This window comes from Streptomyces sp. NPDC005752 (assembly GCF_040630715.1).
Taxonomy (GTDB): domain Bacteria; phylum Actinomycetota; class Actinomycetes; order Streptomycetales; family Streptomycetaceae; genus Streptomyces.
Map to the genome: position 1 here is coordinate 220,189 of NZ_JBEXYB010000004.1, position 14,599 is coordinate 234,787.

Here is a 14,599-nt window from a genome sequence, read left to right on the forward strand (position 1 = left end):
AGGCGAGAGTCCCGTTGACTCTACGCGCATAGAGAGAAAACGTTCCGCCACCCCGTTCTCCGGGCGGGCCGGGTGGGCCGGGCCCGGGAACGGGGTGGCGGTGGGGGAACTACCCGAGGTTCTGCGGCCCGAAGGCCTGCGGCAGCATCTCGTCGAGCGTGCGGAGACCCTGCGGGGTCTCCAGCACGAGCTCGGGACCACCGAACTCGTACAGCAGCTGACGGCACCGTCCGCACGGCACGAGCACCGCGCCGGCGCCGTCCACGCAGGTGAAGTGGGTGAGCCGCCCCCCGCCCGTGGCGGCGAGCTGCGAGACCAGCCCGCACTCGGCGCACAGGCCGATGCCGTACGAGGCGTTCTCGACGTTGCATCCGGTGATCGTGCGGCCGTCGTCGACGAGGGCCGCGACGCCGACCGGGTAGCCGGAGTACGGGGCGTACGCCCGGGACATCGCGTCCCGGGCGGCCTCGCGCAGCTTCTCCCAGTCGACGGGTGCCGCGTCGGCCGTCACTTGCCCTGCCCCTTCCGGTAGCGCATGCCGTCCGCCTTCGGCATGCGCAGGCGCTGCGCGGAGAGGGACAGCACGAGGAGGGTGACGACGTAGGGGGTGGCGCTGACGAACTCGGTGGGCACCGTGTCGGTGGACAGGTACCAGACCAGCACCGCGGCCGCGATGACCGCGCTGATGACACCGGGGACGAAGCGCTTGCGGTAGAGCTTCCAGCCCGCGAGGACGGCCAGCATCACCACGAGCAGCAGGAGCAGCGCGTGGACGGACTCACCGCCGTTGCGCAGCTGGAGGGCGTCGGCGAAGCCGAACAGCCCGGCGCCCATGGCGAGTCCGCCGGGCCGCCAGTTACCGAAGATCATCGCGGCGAGACCGATGTAGCCGCGACCGCCGGTCTGTCCCTCGTTGTAGATGTGCGAGGTGACCAGGGAGAGGAAGGCGCCACCGAGACCGGCCAGGCCTCCGGAGATGATCACGGCGATGTACTTGTATCGGTAGACGTTCACGCCGAGGGACTCCGCCGCGACCGGGTTCTCGCCGCAGGAGCGCAGGCGCAGGCCGAAGGCGGTCCGCCACAGGACGAAGAAGGTGCCGACGAAGAGCCCCGCGGCCACCAGGGTCAGCAGCGAGACGTGGGTGACGAGTCCGCCGAGGATGCCCGCGAGGTCGGAGACGAAGAACCAGTGGTGCACTTCGACCGAGTGCAGCCAGTCCGAGAGGCCGGGCACCGTGAACTGGGTGATGCTGTCGGCGGGCGGGGACTGCTTGGGGCTGCCGCCCTTCTCCGCCGCGTCACCGGTGTTGAACCAGAGCTTGGCGAAGTAGGTCGTGAAGCCCAGCGCCAGGATGTTGATGGCGATGCCGGAGATGATGTGGTCCACGCCGAACGTGACGGTCGCGAACGCGTGCAGCAGGCCTCCGAGCATGCCGCCCACGACACCCGCCAGCACACCGATCCAGGGATCGGTCTGCCAGCCGGCCCAGGCACCGAAGAAGGTGCCGAGGATCATCATGCCCTCGAGGCCGATGTTGACCACACCGGCCCGCTCGGACCAGAGGCCGCCGAGACCGGCGAGACCGATCGGCACGGCCATCGCGAGGGCCGCGCTGATCTGGCCGGCCGAGGTGACGTCCTGGGCCCCGGTGACGGACCGCACGGCGGACAGCGCGAGCAGGGCACCCGCGATGATCAGCAGGACGACGGGGAAACTGAAGCGGGTGCGGCCGCCCTTGCCGCCGGAGACCTTGGGGGCCGCGGGCGGCGGGGTGGAAGTCGCCGTGGCGCTCACGCCGACACCTCCTGCTGGTCGGAGTTACGAGCGGCCTTGGCGGCGAGTTCCGCGCCGACCCTGCTCTGCTGACGCTTGAGGCCGTACCGGCGGACGACTTCGTAGGCGATGACGACGCAGAGGACGATGACGCCCTGGATGACGCCGACGATCTCCTTGTCGTAGCCCTCGAATTCGAGCTTGCCGGTTCCGCGCTCCAGGAAGCCCCAGAGCAGCGCGCCGAGTGCGATGCCGACGGGGTGGTTACGGCCGAGGAGCGCGATGGCGATCCCGGTGAAGCCGATGCCGACCGGGAAGTCGCCGCTGTACTCGTAGCTGTCGTTGAGCAGCGTCGGCATGCCGATCAGGCCGGCCATACCTCCGGAGATCAGCATGGAGGTGACGACCATCTTCTTGACGTCGACACCGCTGGCCTCGGCGGCCGAACCGGACTGTCCGACCGTACGGAGATCGAAGCCGAACCGGGTGCGGCCGAGCGTGAACCAGTAGGCGAATCCGGCGACGACCGCGACGACGATGAAGCCCCAGACGGGCGTCGGCGTGGTCGGGAACTCGAAGAAGTGCGAGGACTCGGGGATCGGGGTGGTGGATACCTTCGTACCCGCCTTGTCGAGGTGCCCCAGACGGCCCTGCTGGAGGAGGTAGCCGATGATCGCCGTGGCGATGGAGTTCAGCATGATCGTCGAGACGACCTCGCTGACTCCGCGGGTGACCTTCAGGAGACCGGCGATTCCGGCCCACATCGCACCGACGATCATCGCGGTGAGGATGATCAGCGGGATCTGCAGGGCGCCCGGCAGGGTCAGCGCACCGCCGAGTGCGGCGGCGAAGAAGGCGGCGAGGCGGTACTGGCCGTCGACGCCGATGTTGAAGAGGTTCATGCGGAAGCCGATGGCGACCGCGAGACCTGCGAGGTAGTAGGTCGTCCCCTTGTTGAGGATGTAGACCTGGCTGTCCGACTTCAGCCCGTAGTCGAACATGATGCCGAAGGCGCTGAACGGTTCCTTGCCGGTGGCGGCGAGCACCAGAGCGGTGACCAGGAACGCGACCACGATCGCGAGCAGGGGGGCGGCGATCCCCAGGAGCAGCCGCTCCTTGTCGAACTTCTTCATCGGTCCTCTCCCCCGTGCCGGGGGTCGGTTTCGGAGCGGTCGGCCCCGGAGTCCTCGCTGCCCGTGCCGCCCGGTGATTCCAGGTGGCCGGCAGCCGCTCCGGTCATCGCGGAGCCCAGCTCCTCGGGGGTCACGGCCGCCGGGTCGGCGTCGGCCACGAGCATGCCGCGGTACATGACGCGCAGCGTGTCGGAGAGCCCGATGAGCTCGTCGAGGTCGGCGGAGATCAGCAGGACGGCGAGGCCTTCGTGGCGCGCTTCGCGGATCTGGTCCCAGATCTGCGCCTGCGCGCCGACGTCGACGCCTCGCGTGGGATGTGCGGCGATCAGCAGCTTGGGGTGGTGGCTCATCTCGCGGCCGACGATCAGCTTCTGCTGGTTGCCGCCGGAGAGCGAGGCCGCGGTGACCTCGATGCCGGGGGTGCGGACGTCGTACTCGCGCACGATCCGCTCGGTGTCGGCGCGCGCCGCCTTGAGGTCGAGGAAGGCGCCCTTGCTGTTGGGCTTCTCGGTGACGTGGCCCAGCATGCGGTTCTCCCAGAGCGGTGCGTCCAGGAGAAGGCCGTGCCGGTGCCGGTCCTCGGGGATGACCCCCATGCCGTCCTCGCGGCGCTTGCGGGTGGCCGCCCGGGAGATGTCGGCGCCGTCGAGCGTGAGCGAACCGGTGTCGAGGGTGCGCATGCCCATGATGGCGTCGACGAGTTCGGACTGGCCGTTGCCCTCGACGCCCGCGATGCCGAGCACTTCGCCCTTGTGGATCGTGAAGGTGATGCCGTCGAGCACGGCGCGCACCACACCGTCGGGGTCGGTGGCCGTCAGCCGCAGGTCCTCCACCGTCAGCATCGGGGTGTCGGTGACGGTGGACTCCCGGGTCTCGGGCGACGGGAGTTCACTGCCCACCATCAGCTCCGCGAGCTGCTTGCTGGTGGTGTGCGCGGGGTCGGCCGTACCCACCGTCGTACCTCGCCGGATCACGGTGATCTCGTCGGCGACCGACAGCACCTCGCCCAGCTTGTGGGAGATGAAGATGACGGTGAGGCCCTCGGCCTTCAGCTCACGCAGGTTGTCGAAGAGGGCGTCGACCTCCTGCGGCACGAGGACCGCCGTGGGCTCGTCGAGGATCAGGGTGCGGGCGCCGCGGTAGAGGACCTTGAGGATCTCCACCCGCTGGCGGTCGGCGACTCCGAGGTCCTCGACGACCGCGTCGGGGCGGACACCGAGGCCGTACGCGTCGGAGATCTCCTTGATCTTCGCCCGCGCCCTGTCCCCGATGCCGTGCAGCTTCTCGGAGCCGAGAACGACGTTCTCGAGGACCGTGAGGTAGTCGGCGAGCATGAAGTGCTGGTGCACCATGCCGATGCCGCGGCCGATGGCGTCGCCCGGGCTGCCGAACGAGACCAGTTCACCATCCACCGAGATGGTGCCCTCGTCAGGCTTCTGCATCCCGTAAAGGATCTTCATCAGGGTGGACTTACCGGCGCCGTTCTCACCGACGAGGGCGTGGACGGTACCGCGGCTCACCGTGATGTCGATGTCGTGGTTGGCCACGACGCCGGGGAACCGTTTGGTGATGCCGCGAAGCTCTACGGCATGAGGACTGCTGGACGCTTTGATGGCGCACTCTCCTTGGCAGGAGCGGAGGGCGGGCGATGTACGGACACAGCGCGGGGACCGGTGGCGAAAACTACCGCGCCCGGCGGACACTACGCGCGTAGCGTCGCCGAATCGTTGGCCACCCTGCGAAGGGTGGCGGACCAGGGCAGGATACCGACACACGCCGAGGGTCCCCGGCCCGGAGGTATACGTGAACCGGGGTCCGCAGGCGCGGCGGAAACCGCGCCTGCGGACCCCGGTCCCGGTGGGCCGGTCAGACCGTGGTCTTGACCTTGATCGAGCCGTCGGCGATCTTCTTCTTCGCCTCGTCGATCTTGGCCTGTACGTCCTTGAGGTGGTCACCCGTGGTGGTCAGGCTGACACCGTCCTCGGCCAGCGAGAAGGACTGCGTGCCGGTGAGCGGCTTGCCGTCCTTGACGGACGTCACCAGGTCGTAGACGCCGCTGTCGACGTTCTTCACGACCGACGTCATGATCGTGTCGGCGTACTTCGAGAGGGCCGGGTCCTTGGCCTGGTCGGAGTCGACGCCGATGGACCAGGCGCCCTTCTTGCCCGCGACGGCCTCGATCGCACCGGCGCCGGAGCCGCCCGCCGCGGCGAAGACCACGTCCGCGCCCTTGTCGAGCATGCCCTTGGCGGCGGCCTCGCCCTTGTCGGGGCTGCCGAAACCGGACAGGTCGGAACCGGTGGACAGGTACTGGATCTGAACCTTGGCCTTCGGGTTCGTGTCCGTGACGCCCTGCTGGAAGCCGGCCGCGAACTTCTTGATCAGCGGGAGGTCGACGCCGCCGATGAAGCCGACCTGACCGTCCTTCGACTTCAGTGCCGCCGCGACACCGGCGAGGTAGGAGCCCTGCTCCTCGGTGAAGACGATGGAGGCCACGTTCTTGGCCTCGGAGACCGAGTCGATCAGGCCGAACGTGGTGTCGGGGTGCGACTTGGCGACCTTGTCGATCGCGGCCTGGTAGGCGAAGCCGACACCGATCACCGGGTTGTAGCCGCCCTCGGCGAGCGACGCCAGACGCTGCTCACGGTCGGCCGGGGTCTCGCCGCTCTTGGCGGTGAGCTCCTTGGTCTCGGCGTCGTACTCGGCCTTGGCCTTGTCCAGGCCGCGGGCGGCGGAGTCGTTGAACGAGTTGTCGCCTCGGCCGCCGACGTCGTAGGCCATGCCGATCTTCATCTGGTCCTTGTCGGAACCGGTGCTCTCGGTGGACGATTCACCGCAGGCGGTAGCGGTGAAGGCGAGAGCCGCGGAAACGGTACACGCAGCAGCGATCTTGGATACGCGGCGCAAGGGAAGGCTCCTTCAAACCTGACCGAAGCGCCTCTTCCGGCGCTGGTTTCGCGGCGATCGTAACGCGCGTAGATGTCAGATAAGGACCCGTACGGAAGCCGTTATCGGATCGTCGCGAACAGAAGATGTCCTGTCCGGTCACAAGTCGTTACGGACAGGGAACGCGACGTGGTCCGGGGGGCGTCCGCGTCCCGCTCCCTCCCTGGTCAGGCGTCCAGCAGCGCGGCAGCGGTGAACAGCTCCACGCCCACCGTGATCGCCTCCTCGTCCACGTCGAAGTCGCCCCGGTGCAGGTCCAGACCACGGGTGTCGCCGGGAGCCCGCACGCCGAGCCTCGCCATGGCGCCCGGGATCTTCTCCAGGTACCAGGAGAAGTCCTCTCCACCCAGGCTCTGTTCGGTGTCCTCGATCGCATACGATCCGCGGCGGATGGTCATGGCGGCGTCGAGGAGACCGATCGTCTCGGCCTCGTTCACCACGGGCGGCACACCACGGACGTAGTCGATCACCGTCTTGGCCCCGTGCATTGCGGCCACTTCGTCGATCGCCGCGTGCACCAGATCGGGTGCCTGCCGCCAGCTCTCCAGATCGAGGCAGCGCACCGTGCCGGACAGCTCGGCGTGCTGCGGGATGACGTTGGGCGCGTGCCCCGTCTGGAGCCGCCCCCAGGTGAGCGCCAGCCCGGCCCGTGCGTCCACGCGGCGGGCGAGCAGCGCGGGGACGTCGGTGGCGACCCGTGCGGCGGCGGTGACCAGGTCCGTGGTGAGGTGCGGCCGTGCGGTGTGCCCGCCGGGTCCGTCGAGGGTGACCTCCAGCCGGTCGCAGGCCGAGGTGATCGGCCCGATCCGGAGCCCGATCCGGCCCACGTCGACCTTGGGGTCGCAGTGCACCCCGATGATCCGCCCCACCCCTTCCAGCACCCCGGCGGCGACTGCGTCGGTGGCACCCCCGGGCAGAACCTCCTCGGCGGGCTGGAACAGCAGCCGCACCGGACGCGGCAGCACACCCTGCCGGTCCAGCTGGCTGAGGACGAGCCCCGCGCCCAGGACGCAGCTCGTGTGGACGTCGTGCCCGCAGGCGTGCGCGCGGTCGGGCACGGTGGACCGGTAGGAGACGCCCGCCTTGGTGTCAGGGATCGGCAGCGCGTCGATGTCGCCCCGCAACGCCAGCATGGGCGTCACGCCGTCCCACTCCCCCACGTCACAGACGAGCCCCGTGCCGCCTGGCAGCACCTGAGGTTCCAGCCCCGCCTTCTCCAACCGGGCCTTGATGGCCGCGGTGGTACGGAACTCCTGGTTGCCGAGCTCCGGGTGCATGTGCAGATCGCGGCGGAAGGCGATGAGCTCGGCACGCAGGTCGTCGGGCAGGGCGCCGGGCAGGACGGCCTCGGCGTGGGGCGCACGGGACTTCAACTGGTTCACCTAGTCAAGGGTAGGCCCCTGGCACCCACAACTGGCCACAGATCAACAAAAGTTCAGCCGCTTAGAGGAACATAGGACGACGCTGCGGCGTGTGACGACGCGCTGCGGTGGGTAAACTCGCCCGCTCACCGGGCTCACGCAAGCGCGCGGGACGCCTGTGAGCGGGTGGCCGACGCGCTCGAGCGGCTGATGACCCCGGTCGCTGCGGAGGCGCCCGTCGGGCGGCACCACCCGCTGACCGCCCCGCGTGACGACGGCCGCCATGACAGCTCGCCTCACTCCGCGGGGGTCGGTACGGCCGGCGAGGCCCGGTCAGCGGCACGCAGGGCCCGCGCCAGCCACTCCAGCTCCTCGGTCGCGTCGGGAGACGCGTACTGTCCGCGCACCCGGGCGACGAGCCCGCGGTAGCGCTCCGCCCCCGCCTCGATCCCGGCCTCCAGGCACAACAGCACGGCGGCCCGGTCGGCGTCGCCGAACAGCCCGGACAGCACTTCGGCCGCCGCCGGCCCGTCTGGGGCGACCCCGCGCCCTCTGACCTCCGCGACGATCTGCACGACCTGCCTGGCCCACCAGATGGACGCCCCGGGGGGACGCCTCCGCCCGGGGGCCGGGGTGCTCAGCTCCAGCATGGTGCGCATCCGGGCGCGGAACACCGGCTCCCGTACCAGCTCGGCCAGTTCGATCCAGGCGTCGACCTGCTCGGGTGTGGGGTCGTCGGGCAGTTCGATGCTCAAGGCTCCCATGCGCTCACGCAGGTGCGGTTCGACGTCGAGACCGCCGAAGACGTCCTCCTTGAACTCGTCGATGATCTGTTTGCGTTCGGCGGCGGAAAGCCGCGCCAACCGGTTCATCAGTGCTGTCTCCTCAGGGGTCGAACCACGTTTCGACACGGTGGACAGGACGGCCCGGCTCAGCCTGAGGGAGCGGATCTGCGCGTCGAGCGCGGCGACATGCGCGTCGGCGACCTCGGCGACCGTGGTGCGGCCGCTCAGGACGCGGCACACGTCGTCCAGCCCGAGGCCCAGCTCCCGCAGGGTGCGGACCAGCTCCACGCGGGCCACGGACTCGGCGTCGTACAGCCGGTAGCCGCTCGCGGAGCGGGCCACGGGCGGCACCACTCCCTCGTCCGACCAGAAGCGCAGGGTGCGCGCCGGAAGTCCGGTGCGGTGTGCGAGCCGGCCGATGGTGAGCAGGTCGGGGCGTTCGTCTTCCATGTGCGAGATCCTGGACCTTCCAGCCACTGGAAACTCAAGCGCCCGGGGGCGCGAGATCCGTGCGCTTCCGTGTCCCGGCGGTCAGGGCAGCCTGAGCAGCTCACGGAGGGTGCCCACGTGCGCCGCCACATCGCGCTCGGCGGGCGGCTCGGGGGCGTTCGTGGTCCCGGCCGAAGCAGCGCAGGTGCGGCAGGAGCGGCAGAGGCCGTCGGGGAGCGCCTCGGGACGGCCGGGGGCTCCGCACTGCGTGCACTCGACCATGGGGCGGCGCTGGGGCGCGCCCGGTGCGTCCGGGGCGGGAGAGGCGGGCAGCAGGGGCGGGAGCTTGTCGCGGAGCCTGCGCCGGACGAACCCGACCGGAGAGTCCACTGCCGCCGGGAGCCCAGCCGTGAGTGTCCGGACCAGGTACTCGGCGTTCACGCCGCGTGCGAGCCAGGCTGCGGCAGCCTCCTCCAGCGCGGCGCAGTCCGTGGCGGAGAGGGCGAGGCGGGCATCGGCCCGGCCCAGCCGGGCCAGGGCGAGGTAGGCGGGCGAGGGCCCGTCTTCCGGGGCCTCTCGCGGGGCCTTCTCCGGCACGGGGGCGGGCTCCGGCTCCTGGGCCCGCTGCTGCGGTACGGCGGGGGACGCAGCCGCGGGGGCGGACGGGGCCGCGGGGACGGCGCCGAGGAAAGTGGTCCACCACTCGTTGTCGCGGGCCGTACGGGACCAGTAGGTGCGGGTGATCCAGCGGATCTGGCCACCGCCCGCGTCGGCGGGGCACCGTACGTGGCGCAGGTGCCCGGCCACGCCCAGGGCCCTCAGCGCACTGCCGACGGCCATCTGCCCGTACAGGGGGAGGGACTTGGCCAGGGACTTGATGTCCATGGCAGCCCCGTCGGGCAGGTGGTCGACGTAACCGGCGACGTACCGCTCACGCTCCGGCAGCAGGGCGAAGTCGTCAGGTACCGGCGGGCGTTGGCCGGGCGCGGAGCGCTTTCCGTAGCCCGGATTGGCCTTCGCGTACGGGCGGGAGAGGGGTGCAAGGGCGCGCAGGGCGGAGCTAATGTGCTGCGTAGCCACGAGATCGGCTTCCATTCGATCTTGGGGTGAGACCCCGGCCCGGTGCTCTAACACCATGTCGGGGTCGTTCAGTTGTGGGCACCGTAAGCATGCGTGACGTTGCGCCGCAAGCTGGTCACGATTAGTCATACTTGCTGGCCGTTACGGGTCAGGGAGGGTGGGGAGGGTTTCTACCAACCTTCTTTTCCCCACCGGTTGACTACACGCCTCGGGTCCCGACGCCCGGCTCCCGACCCCCGGATCCCGAAGCTCGAGCTTCGGGCCCGCACCCGCCTCCATACCCCCGAACGAGTCAAACCGGGCGGTCCCGGCGCCCGAAGTCCGGGAGTCGAGCTTCGGGCCTCGGGGCGCGGTGCGGACGGATGGCACCCGACGAGCTCGGACAATCAGGCGGGGACAGGTGCCGCGTTCGATTACTCTGCGCACATGTCCAACGTGAGTGTGCACAGCGGTTACCGCACGGGGGGCCTGTGGACTGCGGCGGGAATCTCGTTCACCGTGCTGACGGCTGCCTCGGCGGTCGCCGTGTTCGGCATGCTCGAATTCGACGAACGGTGCATGCACGGGCTGGTCGAGGGGCCGGGCAGACTCCGGGACGTGCGGTACCAGGCGTTTCCACCGTCCACCGTCTGCGAGTTCCAGGGCGGGGACGTCATGTCCGTCGGAGGCCGGGACGTGCTCGGCTCCCTGCTCTGGGTCAGCTTGTCGGTCGTGGTGGTCTGCATGTTCGTGGCCCTGCTCGCCGAATGCCTCGATCCACGCCCCGGCGGCCGCCTCGTGACGCCGATGTCCAGGGCCGGGAAGCTCCGCCGTACGGCGACGGCGTTCTCCGTCACCGGCTCCGCGTTCCTCCTGCTGTACGCGCTGGCCGGCTGGAAACTGCTCGCGGGCCCGTCCTCGGCCTGCGCGGCGGGCGCGGACTGGGGGTTCCACGCGCCCAGGACGCTGGAGTACAGCTTCCTCCCGCCCCAGGCGACCTGCCAGTACACCAGCGGCATGACGGAGCGCATGAACCCCGACTGGCTGGCGTCGCTGACGGCACAGTCCGCCGCGCCCGCGCTGCTCGCCGGGATCGCCTTCGCCCTCGCGTTCAGGCGCTGGAGCGTGGAGCGGCGGGCGGTGCGAGGAGGCGGGGGCGCTGCGTCCGGTGACGGACCGGGCGGGGGCGCTGCGGCCGGCGACGGCCCTGCCCGGGAGAACGCGAACTGAGTACGGCCTCTCCCGCGCGCACGTTCGTGAAGGCATTCATCGACGCAGAGGCGGCATCCAGTTGACCAGCAGTGCGCAAGGCGAACCGACCACCCTCCTCCACCGGTTCGGCCGGACCTTCCGTGTCTGGCGCTACGGAGTGGCCCACTCCCACCTGTTGCTGCGGTCCCGCATGGACGGCGTGGAGGAATCCCGTCTCGACCTCCACTTCGAAGCGGTCGACGCCATGCAGCTCGTGAAGCGGTACGAGGACCTCGAAATCCACGCGGTCGACGACTCCGAGTTCTCCCGCGTCTACGAGAGCTCCGGCGTCCCGCCGGAATGGCGGGACACCCGTCTGGTGGTCGGTCTGCAATCCCGCAGCGGCACGGGATACGTGCAGTGCGGGCGCGTCGTCGTCGACCGGCACCAGGACGACGAGGACGGACCGCCCGATGCGTCCGCGATCCGTGATGTCGTCTGGAGCCTGCGCCCCGCGGGACTCCGCGCCCCGGTCGGCCCTGCCTGCGACCCGGAGGTCCACCGGCGGGGCTGAGGATTCGAAGGGCCGGCTTCGAAGCCACGCCCGGCTCCGGAAGGGGGCAGTCGGCCGGCGGCACCGGGGCGAGGGGTGGACCTTCCTCAGCCCTCCGCCGCCGCCACCGCCGTGGCGCGCCAGGGCGCCAGCCGCTGCACGTCCTTGGCCGTCTCGGTGACGCCGCTCAGGAAGCCCTGTGCGCGCGGGGACGCCGTGTCGCGGAGCCATTCCGGCGCTATGTCGCACACCGCGACCTTCACGCCCGTCCCCACCAGGGCAAGCGGGAGGGTGTGGACCACGGTGGAGGGGAAGCTGAGGACCGTGTGGCCGATGGGGCCTCTGCGGGCGATGAGTTCCAGGGGAAGGTCGGGGCGGACGATCTCCAGGCCGGTGGCGGCCTCCAGGGCGTGGAGCTTGTCCGCGGACTCGCGGCGGTGGGCGAAGTAGCGGGTCGCGCCGTGGGTCCGGGCCAGCGCGGTGACCGCCTCCTGGTACGGGACGGGGTCGACCACGCCCGTCTCCACCAGGGAGGTACCGACCAGGTCGGCGCCCTTGGTGATGAGGGGCGGGCCGAAGCGTTCCCGGGTCCAGGCGAAGGTGTTCGCCTGGACCTCGATGCCCTCGGGAGCGTCCACCGGCATCGCGGTGAACACCTCGACCGTGCGGGTCGCCGACGGAGTGAAGCTGCGGCGGGCCCTGGAGGTGACGGGGGCCAGGAGCAGTTCCCGCGGGCCTCCGCCGCCCCGGCGGTGCCAGCGCACCAGGCGTTCGCCGCGCGCCAGTTGGGCGACGAACTCCATGGTGGCGGTGCCGTCGTCGACGACCGTGATCCGGCGGGTGCGGACCAGGCTGAGGAGGAGTTGCACGTACCGGGAGAACGGGTCCCCGATGACGATGCGGTCGGCCTTGCGGATCAGGCCGGTCAGCGCCCGCAGGGCCTTGAGAGGCGCGCCGGTCTCCCCGCGCGCCTCCTGCCAGCGGACGGTGATGCCCTCGTCGCGGGCCAGCTCCGCCATCCTGCGCAGCTGTCCGCGCGACATCGGGTCGACCGGGGGGAGGACGACGATCGTGGTGTCGGTTCCTCCCCGGGTGTGGGTCCACTCCAGGACGTTCAGGAGCTGGACCGGGCTCTCGACGAAGGCGAGGTTCACCGGTCGGCCCGTCAGACCGCGACCGGCTCGGCGGCCGGCGCGTTCTCGTTCTCGGCGACGACGCCCGCGACCCGGCGGAGCTTCTTCATCGGGCCGAGCTCCGACTCGTACACCTTCTTGACACCGTCACCGAGCGACGCCTCGATGGTGCGGATGTCGCGGACGAGGCGCGTGAGGCCCTGCGGCTCGACGGATGCGGCCTGGTCGGAGCCCCACATGGCGCGGTCCAGGGTGATGTGGCGCTCGACGAAGGCGGCACCCAGGGCGACGGCGGCGAGGGTCGTCTGCAGGCCGGTCTCGTGGCCGCTGTAGCCGATCGGGACGTTCGGGAACTCCTGCTGCAGGGTGTTGATGACCCGCAGGTTGAGCTCCTCGGCCTTCGCCGGGTACGTCGAGGTGGCGTGGCAGAGCAGGATGTTGTCGCTGCCGAGGACCTCGACCGCGTGACGGATCTGCTTCGGCGTCGACATGCCCGTGGAGAGGATGACGGTGCGGCCGGTGGCACGCAGCGCGCGGAGCAGCTCGTCGTCCGTCAGGGAGGCCGAGGCGACCTTGTGCGCGGGCACGTCGAACTTCTCCAGGAAGGCGACGGCCTCGGTGTCCCACGGGGAGGCGAACCAGTCGATGCCGCGCTTGGCGCAGTGCTCGGCGATGGCGGTGTACTCGGCCTCGCCGAACTCGACGCGGTGACGGTAGTCGATGTACGTCATCCGGCCCCAGGGGGTGTCGCGCTCGATGTCCCACTGGTCGCGCGGGGTGCAGATCTCCGGGGTGCGCTTCTGGAACTTCACGGCGTCGCAGCCGGCTTCGGCAGCCGCGTCGATCAGCGCGAGGGCGTTGTCGAGGTCGCCGTTGTGGTTGATGCCGATCTCGCCGGTGACGTAGACGGGGTGGCCGGGGCCGGCGGTGCGGGTGCCGAACGTGCGCAGGCGGGAGGTGTTGCTCATGGTGGTGCTTCCTTACTTGGTGGGGGCTTCGGGGGTTTCGGTGGAGCGGGTGAGGGTGGGGCCCAGGAGCCAGGCCGCGATCTCGCGGATGGCGCCGGAGCCACCGGGACTGGTGGTCACGGCGCGCGCGGCGGCGCGCACCGAGTCGTGGGCGTTCGCCACGGCGACGGGCCAGCCCGCCAGGCCGAAGCAGGCCAGGTCGTTGACGTCGTTGCCGACGTAGAGCACGCGGTCGGGAGCGACGGAGTGCTCCTCGCACCACTGCTTGAGCGCCAGGTCCTTGCGGTCGATGCCGTGCAGGACCGGGACCTGGAGTTTGCGGGCGCGGGCGGCGACGACCGGGTTCTGTTCCGTGGAGAGGATCAGGATCGGCAGGCCGGCCCTGCGCATGGCGGCGACACCGAGTCCGTCGCCGCGGTGCACGGCGACGATCTCGCGGCCGTCGGAGTCGATGAGGACACGGTCGTCGGTCTGCGTGCCGTCGAAGTCGAGGACGACGGCGTCGACGTCCGCCCGGGTGGGGAACGGGGAGGGGTCCAGGAGCGGCGCGAGGGCGCGGGCGCGGGCCAGGTCGTGCGGGTCGTCGATCTCCAGGACCCTGGCGGGGTCGGTGTGCACGAGCGCCGTGTGACCGAAGAAGCGGTGGCGGTGGGTGCGGAAGCCCTCGACGTCCATGGCGTACGCGGCGCCGGTCTCCAGGTAGTCCTGGGGACGGTCCTGGCGTCGGGGGCGTACGGACTTGTCGTGGTTGACGCCGTGGGTGTCGTCCTCGGCCGGGCTGCCGTCGCGCCACACGAAGCCGTGGAAGGGGGCCACCGTGACGGCGGTGTCGGCGCCGTCACGGGCGACCGCGGCGGCGACACCGTCGATGTCCTCGCGGGTGATGAAGGGGCTCGTGCACTGGACCAGGAGCACCACGTCGGCCTTCCGGCCGTGCGACGTCGCCTCGTAGGTGTGCAGGGCGTGCAGGACCGCGTCCTCGCTGGTCGCCTTGTCACCGGCGATGGCGGCGGGGCGCTGTACGCAGTGCAGCCGGGCGTCCTCCCCCAGTGCCTCGCCCGCGGCCCTGGCCGCGGCGGCGATGGCCGGGTCGTCGGTGGTGACGACGACGTCCGTGACCTCGGGTGAGGCGAGGCAGGCGCGGACGGCCCGTGCGACGAGCGGGACGCCGCCGATCCGGGCGAGGTTCTTGGCGGGCACGCCCTTGGATCCGCCGCGGGCGGGGATCACGGCGAGCACGGTGGGGCGCGGGGTCATGGTTGCTC

13 protein-coding genes are annotated in these 14,599 nt (G+C 70.7%); 2 read left to right on the forward strand and 11 right to left on the reverse strand.

Features of this window, described 5'->3' with window-relative positions; translation table 11 throughout:
- Positions 1–109: 109 nt before the first annotated feature.
- The 8 genes from ABZ441_RS05505 to ABZ441_RS05540 all read right to left on the reverse strand — a co-directional run bounded on the left by ABZ441_RS05505 (position 110) and on the right by ABZ441_RS05540 (position 9,510).
- On the reverse strand, positions 110–511 hold the full coding sequence (locus ABZ441_RS05505) for a cytidine deaminase (RefSeq protein ID WP_358968716.1): 402 nt from the start codon (positions 509–511) through the stop codon (positions 110–112).
- Entirely contained in the window at positions 508–1,797 is a 1,290-nt protein-coding gene (locus ABZ441_RS05510; RefSeq protein WP_358968719.1) for an ABC transporter permease, read from the reverse strand. Before ABZ441_RS05510 ends, ABZ441_RS05505 begins: the two co-directional genes overlap by 4 nt.
- Positions 1,794–2,909: an ABC transporter permease gene (locus tag ABZ441_RS05515; RefSeq protein WP_205018483.1), complete on the reverse strand. Its 1,116-nt coding sequence runs from the start codon at positions 2,907–2,909 to the stop codon at positions 1,794–1,796. The genes ABZ441_RS05510 and ABZ441_RS05515 overlap by 4 nt, the downstream gene beginning before the upstream one ends.
- Positions 2,906–4,522: an ABC transporter ATP-binding protein gene (locus ABZ441_RS05520; RefSeq protein WP_358968821.1), complete on the reverse strand. Its 1,617-nt coding sequence runs from the start codon at positions 4,520–4,522 to the stop codon at positions 2,906–2,908. Before ABZ441_RS05520 ends, ABZ441_RS05515 begins: the two co-directional genes overlap by 4 nt.
- A gap of 253 nt (positions 4,523–4,775) precedes the next feature.
- Entirely contained in the window at positions 4,776–5,816 is a 1,041-nt protein-coding gene (locus tag ABZ441_RS05525) for a BMP family ABC transporter substrate-binding protein (protein WP_358968723.1), read from the reverse strand.
- 206 nt (positions 5,817–6,022) lie between these two features.
- A complete protein-coding gene (locus ABZ441_RS05530; RefSeq protein WP_358968725.1) occupies positions 6,023–7,237 on the reverse strand; it encodes an amidohydrolase in 1,215 nt (404 codons plus the stop codon).
- A gap of 275 nt (positions 7,238–7,512) precedes the next feature.
- Positions 7,513–8,451, reverse strand: a complete 939-nt coding sequence (locus ABZ441_RS05535; protein WP_358968727.1) for a MerR family transcriptional regulator — start codon at positions 8,449–8,451, stop codon at positions 7,513–7,515.
- An 81-nt stretch (positions 8,452–8,532) separates the two neighbouring features.
- Positions 8,533–9,510, reverse strand: a complete 978-nt coding sequence (locus ABZ441_RS05540) for a MarR family transcriptional regulator (RefSeq protein WP_358968729.1) — start codon at positions 9,508–9,510, stop codon at positions 8,533–8,535.
- Between the two features lie 426 nt (positions 9,511–9,936).
- On the opposite strand from ABZ441_RS05540, the gene ABZ441_RS05545 reads away from it, so the two are divergent.
- Together ABZ441_RS05545 and ABZ441_RS05550 are read left to right on the forward strand one after the other, a co-directional pair.
- A complete protein-coding gene (locus ABZ441_RS05545; RefSeq protein WP_358968731.1) occupies positions 9,937–10,719 on the forward strand; it encodes a hypothetical protein in 783 nt (260 codons plus the stop codon).
- Positions 10,720–10,780: 61 nt separating this feature from the next.
- Positions 10,781–11,254: a hypothetical protein gene (locus ABZ441_RS05550; RefSeq protein ID WP_358968734.1), complete on the forward strand. Its 474-nt coding sequence runs from the start codon at positions 10,781–10,783 to the stop codon at positions 11,252–11,254.
- Between the two features lie 86 nt (positions 11,255–11,340).
- Here ABZ441_RS05550 and ABZ441_RS05555 read toward each other — a convergent pair whose 3' ends face one another.
- The 3 genes from ABZ441_RS05555 to ABZ441_RS05565 are packed head-to-tail and all read right to left on the reverse strand — an operon-like array spanning position 11,341 to position 14,591.
- Positions 11,341–12,387: a hypothetical protein gene (locus ABZ441_RS05555; protein ID WP_358968736.1), complete on the reverse strand. Its 1,047-nt coding sequence runs from the start codon at positions 12,385–12,387 to the stop codon at positions 11,341–11,343.
- Between the two features lie 11 nt (positions 12,388–12,398).
- Complete coding sequence (locus ABZ441_RS05560) at positions 12,399–13,334, reverse strand: N-acetylneuraminate synthase family protein (RefSeq protein WP_205018476.1); 936 nt, start codon at positions 13,332–13,334, stop codon at positions 12,399–12,401.
- Positions 13,335–13,346: 12 nt separating this feature from the next.
- Positions 13,347–14,591, reverse strand: a complete 1,245-nt coding sequence (locus ABZ441_RS05565) for an acylneuraminate cytidylyltransferase (protein WP_358968738.1) — start codon at positions 14,589–14,591, stop codon at positions 13,347–13,349.
- Positions 14,592–14,599 lie beyond the last annotated feature (8 nt).

Bases quoted from the DNA above. Each gene is read 5' to 3' on its own strand.
- ABZ441_RS05545 (WP_358968731.1), top strand. From the start codon at position 9,937: ATGTCCAACGTGAGTGTGCACAGCGGTTACCGCACGGGGGGCCTGTGG.
- ABZ441_RS05535 (WP_358968727.1), bottom strand. From the start codon at position 8,451: ATGGAAGACGAACGCCCCGACCTGCTCACCATCGGCCGGCTCGCACAC.
- ABZ441_RS05560 (WP_205018476.1), bottom strand. From the start codon at position 13,334: ATGAGCAACACCTCCCGCCTGCGCACGTTCGGCACCCGCACCGCCGGC.
- ABZ441_RS05565 (WP_358968738.1), bottom strand. From the start codon at position 14,591: ATGACCCCGCGCCCCACCGTGCTCGCCGTGATCCCCGCCCGCGGCGGA.
- ABZ441_RS05515 (WP_205018483.1), bottom strand. From the start codon at position 2,909: ATGAAGAAGTTCGACAAGGAGCGGCTGCTCCTGGGGATCGCCGCCCCC.